10 protein-coding genes are annotated in these 12063 nt (G+C 27.2%); 2 read left to right on the forward strand and 8 right to left on the reverse strand.

The annotated features are described in order from the left end of the window. Positions 1 to 294 precede the first annotated feature (294 nt). The 3 genes from B2671_RS04330 to pckA all read right to left on the reverse strand — a co-directional run bounded on the left by B2671_RS04330 (position 295) and on the right by pckA (position 4335). Positions 295 to 1074 (reverse strand): serine hydrolase, encoded by a 780-nt coding sequence (locus B2671_RS04330; protein ID WP_346869315.1) that lies wholly within the window; start codon positions 1072 to 1074, stop codon positions 295 to 297. Positions 1075 to 1487: 413 nt separating this feature from the next. Beyond that, positions 1488 to 2585, reverse strand: coding sequence for a hypothetical protein (locus B2671_RS04335; RefSeq protein WP_346869316.1), 1098 nt, complete (start codon positions 2583 to 2585; stop codon positions 1488 to 1490). A gap of 175 nt (positions 2586 to 2760) precedes the next feature. Beyond that, complete coding sequence (gene pckA / locus B2671_RS04340) at positions 2761 to 4335, reverse strand: phosphoenolpyruvate carboxykinase (ATP) (RefSeq protein WP_346869317.1); 1575 nt, start codon at positions 4333 to 4335, stop codon at positions 2761 to 2763. A gap of 387 nt (positions 4336 to 4722) precedes the next feature. On the opposite strand from pckA, the gene B2671_RS04345 reads away from it, so the two are divergent. Further along, entirely contained in the window at positions 4723 to 6072 is a 1350-nt protein-coding gene (locus B2671_RS04345; RefSeq protein WP_346869365.1) for a Mur ligase family protein, read from the forward strand. 15 nt (positions 6073 to 6087) lie between these two features. Further along, the gene (locus B2671_RS04350) at positions 6088 to 6810 is read left to right on the forward strand and encodes a glutamine amidotransferase (protein WP_346869318.1); all 723 of its coding nucleotides are present in this window, start codon (positions 6088 to 6090) and stop codon (positions 6808 to 6810) included. Positions 6811 to 6891: 81 nt separating this feature from the next. On the opposite strand, the gene B2671_RS04355 is transcribed toward B2671_RS04350, so the two are convergent. From B2671_RS04355 to B2671_RS04375, 5 genes are all read right to left on the reverse strand, one after another. Beyond that, positions 6892 to 8151 (reverse strand): XRE family transcriptional regulator, encoded by a 1260-nt coding sequence (locus tag B2671_RS04355; RefSeq protein ID WP_346869319.1) that lies wholly within the window; start codon positions 8149 to 8151, stop codon positions 6892 to 6894. Between the two features lie 15 nt (positions 8152 to 8166). Beyond that, positions 8167 to 9480, reverse strand: a complete 1314-nt coding sequence (locus B2671_RS04360) for a helix-turn-helix domain-containing protein (RefSeq protein ID WP_346869320.1) — start codon at positions 9478 to 9480, stop codon at positions 8167 to 8169. A gap of 199 nt (positions 9481 to 9679) precedes the next feature. After that, complete coding sequence (locus B2671_RS04365; RefSeq protein WP_156964390.1) at positions 9680 to 9850, reverse strand: hypothetical protein; 171 nt, start codon at positions 9848 to 9850, stop codon at positions 9680 to 9682. Between the two features lie 167 nt (positions 9851 to 10017). Beyond that, positions 10018 to 10929, reverse strand: a complete 912-nt coding sequence (locus B2671_RS04370) for a viroplasmin family protein (RefSeq protein ID WP_346869321.1) — start codon at positions 10927 to 10929, stop codon at positions 10018 to 10020. Positions 10930 to 10954: 25 nt separating this feature from the next. Next, positions 10955 to 11959 carry a YkvA family protein gene (locus B2671_RS04375; RefSeq protein ID WP_346869322.1) on the reverse strand — a complete coding sequence of 335 codons (1005 nt, stop codon included), beginning with the start codon at positions 11957 to 11959 and terminating at the stop codon, positions 10955 to 10957. Between the last annotated feature and the right edge of the window lie 104 nt (positions 11960 to 12063).

Consider the following 12063-nt stretch of genomic DNA (forward strand, 5'->3'; position numbering starts at 1 on the left):
CAAGACTTATCTTATCATGATATGATAGCTTGTTCTTTTATAATAACTGCATTGTGCCAAAATAAATACACATTCCTTTAATTCCCTTGTAATATCTATATAATTCTATTACTGATACACCAGGCAATATTGTTACCAACAATTTCAGTATTCCTTAATTTCTAATGATTATAAGTTAAAAATCAAACTATACTTTACCTTTTTCCTCAAAATTATATTGTGAAATTTTAATAATTTAATATTAAATTAAAGAGCGTGGACAAATTCCACACTCTTTAACTTAGAGATATTATATTAATTCCAATCCTTATCAATAATATCAAACATCATTTTCCCAACTCTTGTTAAAGAACTAACTCCATAGACATTAGATGGTAAATTTCTTGACATAACGACAAATACAAAATCACCTTTTTCCAAATTTAATAACACTATATCATTTTCTATTCCTTCTAAACTTCCTGCTTTATGTGCCGTTTTAACTTTAAAATCTTTAGGCCAATAAAATGATATCCCTGTGGTTAATTGATTTCTTCTAATAACTTCTAAGATAAATTTACTATGTTTTTCATTTAACACTTTCCCCTTGCTTAATAACGCTAAACCTTTACATAAATCATAGCTTGTAGTTATATTTTCATTATCAAAGTCTTCTTTTTCACCTGATGGATATTTTTTTATAAATGTAGATGTTAACCCCATATCATGAATGATATTATTTATCCTCTCTTTGCCTATAGTGTTTATAAGTTTGCACGCTGCTGTATTATCACTTTGAATAAGCATTGCAACTATTAATTCTTTAATACTATATTGTCTTCCTTCTAATTCATGTATAATACCAAAAGAACCAGAAACCTTATCATCATTTGTTATTGTTACTAATTGATCTAAAAATATATTAGTAGATTCCACTTCTTTCATTACTGCCATAGCAATAGGAAGTTTAATACAACCAGCAGCCACCATTTTAAGATTTTCATTAAACCCATAAGTATAATCACTTTTTAAATCTGCAAAATAAAAACTATATTCCCCTTCTCTTGTTTCTAAATAACGTTTGATTTCTTTCATACATACCCTCCACATGCCAAATGGTAATATCATTTTATAACTAGCTATATTATAATTTTCTTTATATATTATGTCAAATTTCTGACTATTATAAAAATCAATAAAGTGATATACTTTTTAAATTATATCACTTTATTGTTCATACTAAATTAGTTAATATACAGCACTTTTATGCTGTAGTATTTTAATTGTAATATATAAATACTTATTACACATTTATATATTACCTATATTATTCATTTAAAGGTCTTATATTTACAAATACTTAACTTATTTATTTTATTTTTATATTATATATCAGTTAAGTAACTATTGCTTCAAAATTGTAAAAATTAACAATGATATTCCTACACCCCAAGCTTACAGAAAGGCAATGTAATCTACATTCCTAGTTTTTTCTTTTCCCATTTCTTTTATTTCTTTATAACCACCTGTCGTAAAGGATTAATACCATCTAATGAAATCTCTATAGTTGTAACACCTTTTTCTATAGATAAATTATAATAAGTGTCAACCTTAATAAAATCTCCACTATTTACTCTAACATAAAACTCCTCAACCATTAAACTATTCATAAATGCTCCTAAAGTAAATTTTATATAGCTATCATCATCTTCCTTTACATTGGTTTTCGCAAATATAATAGTAGGAATTTTATCTACCTCATTATTCACTTTTTCTTCATAAGGATTAATGTTAAATAAAGAATCATTATCTACAAATATAGTTGGTGGAATATAACCTTTAGAAGTTTCCAATTGAGCATCCATAACATCTTTTACATATGTTATATATGAGTTTATTATGGATCCCTCATATTTACTGTTATCAATTCTTATACTGTAAGTACCTAGATGATTATTTAATAGCTTTATAGACTTTTTATCTAAAACTCTACCTTCATTACTACTAACCTTAAGTTTCGATAAATCTTTTTTTAGAACCTCAATGGCACTTAAAGGTTCATCACCCTCTTTAAAATATCCACCTGTAACCACATCAAACATTACCCACTTATTAAAATTAGAATCCCATACTTCTAATACAGAGTAGTTTCCATTTAATCTATATTCCCCAACTCTAACCTTTATATCTATTGAAGATAACAATTCTTGAAGCACTGTATTATAATCCTTTTGTGAAACCTTTTTTCCCGACATTAGAATTTTTAAAAGCTCTTCTCCATCTTTGTTAGTATCCATATCAGAAAGAGTTATTTCTCCTTTTTCATCTAACCATTTGTTTATATCTACACATTTCATAATTTCACTAGTATTTTCTTTAACTAAAGTCTCAACTTTATATTTACTTTTCAGTGTAGCTATTTCCGCTACAGAACTATCAATGTAATAAAACTTTATATTATTTCCTGAATATAAATTATCCCATTTTTCTACTTTAGCAGTATAATCATGTTCTTTATCTCTTTGACTAAACATCCAAAATCCCACAACACTTAATATTATAACCAAAACACCTAATCCTATATTTTTTCTTTTTCTAGCTTTCAACCCATTACTCCCCTTTACATCTGCATATTGTTATATTTATATTTTATTATAAACTTTTTTCCAATAAAATAAAAGTTTTCTATACTTCATGACAAATTTTCGTTATTTATATTATTCTATCTCTATATAAAGAAAAGAAACTCATTTTAATCTGAGTTTCTTTTCTTTATAATTATTATTTATTATATCCAGGTGCTGCATTCAATATATCTTCACTTACGCTATCAAATTTTTTAAAGTTTTCACGGAACTGTTTAACAAGCTCGTACACTTTCTTATCATACTCTTTTTTATCTTCCCAAGTATTTTTAGGTTTTAATATTTCAGATGGTACATTTGGAATCTCTTTAGGAATAAGAACATTAAAGTTTTCATCCTTTTCGAATTCAGCATTTCTTAAATTGCCTTCTATAGCAGCCTTAACCATAGCTCTAGTATAAGATAAATTCATTCTTTTACCTACACCGTATTCGCCACCAGACCATCCAGTGTTAACAAGATATACTTCTGTATTATTTTTTATAATTCTTTCTCCTAATAGTTTAGCATATACTTCTGGTTTCATAAGCATAAAAGGTTCACCAAAACAAGCAGAGAATGTAGCTTTTGGTTTAGTTATTCCTCTTTCTGTACCAGCTAGCTTACTAGTATATCCTGACATAAAGTGATACATAGCAGCTTCTTTAGATAATTTAGATATTGGTGGTATCACACCAAAAGCATCTGCAGTTAAAAATACTACTGTATTAGGATTCCCACCAACTCCACTTATTTCAACGTTTTCGATAAAATCTATAGGATATGCTCCTCTTGTATTTTCAGTTAAAGAATCATCATCAAACATCGGTCTATTATTCTCATCTAAAACTACATTTTCTAGTAATGCTCCAAATTTTAAAGCGTTATAAATTTCTTTTTCCTTTTCTTTATCTAACTTGATAGTTTTTGCATAGCAACCACCCTCAAAGTTAAATACTCCTTCATTACACCAGCCATGTTCATCATCACCAATCAGTTTTCTATCCGGATCTGCAGATAAAGTCGTCTTTCCAGTTCCAGAAAGTCCAAAGAATACAGCAGTATCACCATCTTCTCCAATATTAGCTGAACAGTGCATAGGGAATACACCCTTTTTAGGTAATAAGAAGTTCATTATAGAGAATATTGACTTCTTAATCTCTCCAGAATATTGACTTCCACCTATTAAAACAATCTTCTTTTCAAAATTAATTATTATAAAGGCTTCAGAGTTTACTCCATCCTCTTTTCCTTTAGCTTTAAAACCTGGCGCTACAATTACATTAAACTCAGGTATAAAACTTTCTAATTGCTCTTTTTCATATCTTCTAAATAATTGATTAGACATTAGAGCTTGTGATGCCAATTCATTGACAACTCTTATATTCATGCTATACTCTTTCATTGCTCCAACATAACCATCAAATACATATAAATTCTTAGCGGATAAATAATCTATAACTTGTGAATATAAATTATTGAAAATTTCTTCTTCTATAGGTAAGTTAACCTCTCCCCAATTAATTAAATCATTTACACTTTCTTGTCTTACGATAAATCTATCTTTAGGAGATCTTCCTGTATATTTTCCTGTTTTCACAACAAAAGCCCCACTATTAGCAAGAATTCCTTCTTCATTTTTAATAGCATGAGAAACTAACTCAGCATAGCTTAAATTTCTATAAATTTCCTTATTAGTATTAATTTTTAAATTATTTAAGTTAAAATCCATTTTACTACCCCCAAATATCTTCTAGGAATTAATGTAACACATTTTTTTAATTTCCTAATATTATAATACTACTTTTCTATAAAAATGCAACAAATATTTTATTTTTCTTTATTAAATCATATTTTATTCAGATTTATTGCAAGTCGAACTTCATTATAATGCATTTTAAATATTATAACGAGATATAGTACATCACTTTTATCGAATTTTGCTAACTTTTAATATTTTTTTAAATCTAAATTAATATTTAAAATCATCCTTTCATTTTTATTTTTGAATGATGTCATTAATGTAGATATATGTTATAATATAAAATTGATATACTTGTAAATACCTAAATTAATTTATTAAAATAACTCTGAGAAATATTTAAAGGATGTGTGAAAAATTAAGATAAATTCATTTATAGCTATAGTCACTTCAAAAATCATATTAAAATTAAGTACCAAATTATTTAAAGGAGGTTCAAACTTTCCTGGCAAAGTCGCTTTAGCCTTAGACAGAGGTATATTATCAACAGTTGCTAAAGGTTATAAGGTAATTTTAATTACAGGTACTAACGGTAAAACTACAACCACTAGCATGATTTATAATATTCTTAATAAAGCCGGTAAAAATGCTATAACTAATAATACTGGAGCTAATATGAATACTGGAATAGTTGCATCTTTCATTTCTAATTTCAAATTTTCTAATAAGAATAAAGATATGTACGCGGTTATCGAAGTAGATGAGGCTTACCTTAAATTCATAACAAAATATATAAAACCTGAAATAATTACTGTAACTAATCTATTTAGAGATCAGTTAGATAGATATGGAGAGGTACATACTACTTATAATAAAATTTTAGAAGGAATACATAAATCTCCTCAATCTCTACTTGTTCTAAATGGTGATGAGTCTCTACTAGGTAAAATTGATGCCAATAACCCTGTAGTTTATTATGGCTTTAATGTTCCTATTAAAGAAAATACAGTTTTAAATATAAATGCAGACAGCAAGTTCTGTAAATTCTGTAAGACTCCTTATAGTTACGAATTTATTACTTATAACCATCTAGGAAAATACCTTTGTGCAAATTGCGGTTATGAAAGACCTGAACTTAAATACCACATTGATGAAATAACAGCTTTAACTACCGAAGGCTCAGAAGTTGTTGTTAATGGAGAAAATTACTTTATAAATCAATCTGGAGAATATAACATATATAATGCTATTTGTGCATTATCTGTAACACTAGAATTAGGTATAGAATCAACTTCAATTAAAGCATCTTTACAAAATCAAAAGAGCACTTTTGGAAGGCAAGAGAGTCTAAATATAAATGGAAAAGAAGTAAAAATAATTCTTGTGAAAAATCCTGCTGGTTATAATCAAGCTATAAACACTTTGCTTCTTAATAATAAACCTATAAATTTAGCATTGATGTTAAATGATAATTATGCCGATGGTACAGATGTTTCATGGATATGGGATGTAGATTTTGAAAATTTAAATTCACTAGAAATAAATGATATTATAATTTCTGGTATACGTCTTTATGATATGGCTGTAAGACTAAAGATTGCTAATCTTAAAGAAGAAAGCTTTAAAATCTGTGAATCCGATGATGAGCTTATAAATAATATAATAAGTGCTGAAGCAGAAACCACATATGTACTTGTTACATATACCGCTATGTTACATCTTAGAAAATTGTTGCATAGTAAAGGCTATATAAATAAAATTTGGTAAGGTTAAGGTGAGTTTATGGAAATTAATATATGTCATTTATATCCTGATTTATTGAATGTTTATGGTGATATTGGAAATATTCTAATTCTTAAACATAGAGCTGAGAAAAGAGGAATAAATGTTATAATAAGAAACGTATCAATAGGTAATGAATTTAACCCTGAAGATTTTGATATAGTATTCTTCGGAGGTGGTCAAGATTATGAACAGTCCATAGTTTCTAAAGACTTAGTAGAAACTAAGAAACAAGGGATTACCGATTATATAGAATCTGGAAAAGTATTTATATGCATATGTGGAGGATATCAACTTTTAGGAAAAACCTACGAAACTTCTACAGGTGATATTTTAGAAGGATTAGGTGTATTAGATATTTATACCAAAGCTTCTAACGAAAGATTAATAGGCAATTCAATTATATATAATGAATTCTTTAATGAAACCTACGTAGGATTTGAAAATCATTCAGGCAAAACTTACATTGGTGATTTAAATCCTCTTGGTATAGTGAAATACGGATTTGGTAACAATGGTGAAGATAAAAAAGAAGGTTGTGTTTATAAAAATACTTTCTGCACTTATTTTCATGGAAGCTTACTATCTAAAAATCCTGAGCTTACAGATAGACTTTTATCTTTAGCAATAAAAAATAAGTATGGTGAGGTTGAACTTTCTCCTCTAAATGATTCCTTCGAAATTAAAGCTAAAGATCATATTATAAAAAGATTTATAAAATAAATATAGGTTGTTGCAAAGTGATTAAAAATCATTTTGCAACAACCTATTTTCATATTAAATCCTGATAAATAAAATCACTAACTAATAAAAACTTTTATCCATCTTAAAGGCCAAACTAAAATATTTTATTGAATCACTAACATTTCCCATATCATGATACATGGTGCCTATCTTCATATACCTTTTACATATTTCACTCTTAGTTCCATATTTCATCAGGGCATCTAAAGAAAGCATCATATATGTTTCAGCCATTATATAATTTTTCTTCCTTTCGAATATCATGGCTTTATAGTAATATGCTTTTTCCATTATTGGAACAAGCTCTAGTTCAATAGATAAATCTAGCACTTCTTCTATATAGTTTAACACTAAATCGTAGTAACCATACTCTATTAAACTTTTAACCCCATCAATTAAAAATTCACATAACTGCTCTTTATCACTTCTTGGATATTCATTCAAAGCTCTTTTTACATAGTCTAAAGCCTCATCTTTAATTCCATTTTCAAACATAGCTTTTGCAAGATCATAATATGCTCTTGCTTTTTTATCTAACAAGTTATCATATCTTTTTAAAGCTTGTTCTTCATAGTATTTAACTTCATCGCCACCTAAATAAATTTCTATAATAGCTAACACTTTATATATTTCTGCATTTACATACTCATTTTTATTAAATGAAAGTATTTCCTTTAAATCTTCACTAACTTTTTTTGCTTTAATTATATTATTACACATTATATAGATTACTACTTGATTATAAGTTGCCTTTATATATTCTACTGAGTCTTTTTTATCTAATTCAATAAGTTTCTTCCTTACTGTTGATATATAACTACCCGCTTGAGAACATTCACCATTAGTATATAAATATTTTGCTATATACATATAATAATTAATATGTAAAATTTCATCCTTAGACTTTTGACAAGAATTATAATATCTAGGTATGGTAGTGCTTAATTCCGCTGACATACCATGATTCAAATAGTATTCAAACAGTATTTGAAATAGTTTACAACTCAAATCGTAGTAGTGATACTTTTCTGCATAATCTACATTGTATAGTACATCTTCTAAAGAAATTAATGGCGTCATAGAACTAAATTTTTCAATATTTGCTTCTATCTGTTCTCTTACACCATGTTTTAAATACTCCATATCTAATCCAAGCTTATCTACAATAATTTCTAGAATCCAATCTTCCGGATCAACCTTATTGTTTTCTATACAACTCATTTTAGAAACGGAAATTTTATCTTCACATATATCTTTTAAAGTTAGACCTTTATATATTCTGGTCCTCTTTATTTTTTCTCCAGCCGATAATATTTCCATAGTTATCCCCCATTTTTAAAAATCCGTTAAGCATTTTGTTTCTTCAAGAATCCTAACCCCTTCATCTAAATATTTTCCAGCTTCTTCTTCTCTTCCTAAGTCCATGTAGAATTTTCCTAAGGCAATAGCAATCTCAGCACTTTCCTTATGATAATTCATTTTTTCTGTATAGTTTAAAGCATCTATTAAAGTTCTTTCTGCTTCTTCATACTTCTTCTCTAGTAACTCAATTTTATATTTAAGAATATGGTACTTATACATTAAAGTACAATCTGTTACACTTAAATTTTGCATATTAGATACTATCTGTTCTAGTACCTTTTTTGCATTTATTTCATCTTTTAATTTTATATAGTTATTACAAATCAACATTAAAGTATTAACAGTAGATTCCTCAGAAAGCCTCTCTTTAATAGCTTTAGCATCTAAAAGATATTCAAAGGACCTATCTACATATCCATATTCTGAAAACATTTCTCCTAACCCTGACATTAAATCTGTAATTAAAATACTTTGTTGCCTACTTCTAAAGAGACTCAAACTTTTTTCAGTGTATGCAATAGCCTGGTTTAAGTTACCCTCTTTAAACCTTACTTGTCCAATCTTCATAAATGATTCTCCATAGTTTCTCGAATCCTTTAGTTTTAAAAGTTTTTCTTCAGCATATTTCATATACTCTATTGCTTCTTTATCAATTCCCATTTTATTAAGAGTTTTGCTTATATAATAATAAACCTTACCCATAGCAACTTCATTATATACATCACTTTCTTCAAATACCTTCTCTGCTTGTTGAAAATAGCTATATGCAGAATGATATGCATCAAGTTCAAGAGTAATTTTGCCTAGAAGCATAAATACTTTAATAATTTCGTCACTACAATTATATTTAATATATATATTATTAGCTGAAAGTAGTAACTCCTGAGCTTCATCATATTCTTTTTTCTTTTCATGTATTAAAGCTTTTAAATACAAATTAGTTGCCATATTTAATTGAAGACCATATTTTTCAATATATATAAATGAATCTTCTAATGCCTTCCAAGCTATCTCCAGATTATCGTTTAATATATTAGATTCCGCAATGTTTTGATAGTATATACAAATCTTACCTGCTTGCGTTTCTTCAGTTTCCATAAGGTGTTCTACCGAAACTTTTAATGCACCTGCTAAATATTCTAACAAGTCCATGCTAGGATTAGATTTACCTGATTCAATTAAACTTATTTGACCAGCAGTTATTCTATCTCCAGCCAGATTTTTTAGAGTTAAATCAAGCTCCTTTCTCCTTTTTTTTATTTTTTCTCCTAAAGATAAAATTTCCATAAATTCATCCTCTTCTCTTAGCAAATGCTTCCTAATTACTTCAGATAATTATACCCCTATATTGTATCATAAACAAACAAAATACACAAAAATAAATGTCTTAAATTTTTATTAAATGTGAGTTAATTTAATTAGTTTTATTGTATTAAATTAAACTTTATTTAAAATAAAGATAGCTAGAGCAGAAAATCTGCTCTAGCTATCTTAAAGGAACCATTGCTTTATTAAACATATCTTCAGCTCTATGTTGAAACCTCTTAGCCTTTTTCCTTAATTTTCTTTTAGTTCTTCCATCCATTGAAGGCATTACGTAATTAACAGCTAAGGCTAAACTTGCTATCAACACCATAATCTTTAATAACATTTTCATAAAATACACATCCCTTCTCATTGTATACTTATCTACCTAAAATTCCATAGAATTTTCCATATAAATAAATATTTTAGGTTTCAATAATATTTACTTATTCATAATTAGTAGATCTTAAGTATGTTTATAGGATGCTCATATTTCTAATTTATATGCCTATAATTAATTTATTTTAAGTTTTGAATTAATTCTAATATAATTTTATCCTTAACCTCTATAGGCACACATTTTAAATGTTTTTCTCTCTCTTTTATGTCTATACTATTTAAGTGTTCTATTATTCTGGTAATGTGATATTTATCTTCAATTCCTATAGTACTATGAACATCTAGAGACATAACATTACTAATATTTTTCTTAATAATTTTAGAAAGTTTATTTTTAACATCACTAGTAGCAACCCTTAAAGTATTGTTTCCAATAGCTTTATCCACTACAGAATCAAATTCTACCTCAGCACCACTTTTTGCCAGCTCATCTGCAATATCGTTATATAAATCATTAGTATGACTATCTACCTTAACAAATATAATTTTTATATTACCTTCTTTTTTTAACTTGTTAATAACTTCATAGTATTCCTTTGATAAAACTGTATTTCTCTCCCATGTACCTGTTGCATGTTGACAGACTCCAGCATAATCATAAAATAATACTATTTCTCTATAGTTATTATCTAATGCATATTTTACACCATTTATAGCAGCCTTAAGCTCTCCATTTACTTGCCTTTGGTTGCACTGATTATTCTTGCCTCCACCATAGTTGACATATGTAATTATATCCTTTTCAACTACAAGTACCCCATATCCAAACCTTTCTGTAGATATGTTATAGCTACCATCAACATATATATGAGGCACATCTAAAGGATAGTTGTCCATACCTTTCTTTAATTCTGAACTATTATCTAAATAATCTTTTGCCTCTTTTTCTGTTAAAAAACTCTTATATATAGCACCTTTCGCTCCTTTTACATAGGAAAGACACTCACTCCAACTTTTAACAATAATATTATTAACGTCCACATTATTATTAAAATCTCTTCCTTTTTTTATTGCATAGTATTTAATTGCCATAATAACCCCTACCTTAAACGTAGATTTATTTAGTAAAAAATACTATAGTCTTTTTTATAGATATTCTTACTACATCCACTATTTTTCTTATTTCTTTTGCTCCAAACTTGTCATTTAGCAAAATCATAGCTTCTTTAGAAACCTCTATAATATTGCTCTGGCCTTCCCAATTATCAAGAATTATTTCTTCCGGAATATCACAAAGCACCTTTTGAAGTATAAAAAATGTAACTGCTAAATCATCAATTTTACCTATAATAGGTAATGTATCTGGCAATATATCTAAAGGAAACAAAAGATATCCTAAAGCGATAGATATATTAAACTTTACCTCTTTTGCTACTCTTTTATCCTTATATAACCTCATAAATAAAGCAATTATATCTGGTATCATCACTACATAGGGATACATCTTTTCATATTTTGCAGAAAATCTTTCTTTAAATTCTTTTCTAAACCTTCTATAAGTATACTCTTTATGACTATCTAAATTTTTTTTATTACATTCTACATTGTAAATTGGAACTTCTTCTTCATGTTTTTCTTCATTTTTATCATTAGATTTATCATTTTCATTTTTAAAATTAAAATTACTAACCTCTGCTTCAAGTCCATACGGGATTATAGATAAATTTTCTAATTTAAAATCAACCATTGGTATAACTTTACACAACTTGTATAAATCTATATTTATCATATCATCAGTAAATTCTATACCAAAATTAACTACTTTCGAGCTAATTACTTTTAATGCTACATTTACAATGCCTTTAAATATCTTAAGACTTTTTACATTAATTTTATCTATACTTAAATATAGCTTATTATTCTCAACTTTATTTATAGATATATCAACAGAAAAAGGTATAGATACTTTATGCTTATAACGTCCAACTACATTAATATTTTTATCTACTAATATTTTGTCAATTTTAAGTCCTTCAACGGGTACATAGTCTCTTAATAAATCTACAACAATACTGTATAAATCTTTTTCTGTTATTGAAATTTTTATATTAGATATCTTCATTTTATTTTACCTCCAATTGTACTTTAATCTTAATATGAACAGAGTTCTTTGTTTAAGAGGGAGGTTTTTACCCCCTCTGAAAAAAATCGTTATCCAAGGACGTA

The organism is Clostridium sp. UBA5119 (assembly GCF_002414285.1).
Lineage (GTDB): Bacteria > Bacillota > Clostridia > Clostridiales > Clostridiaceae > Clostridium_J > Clostridium_J sulfidigenes.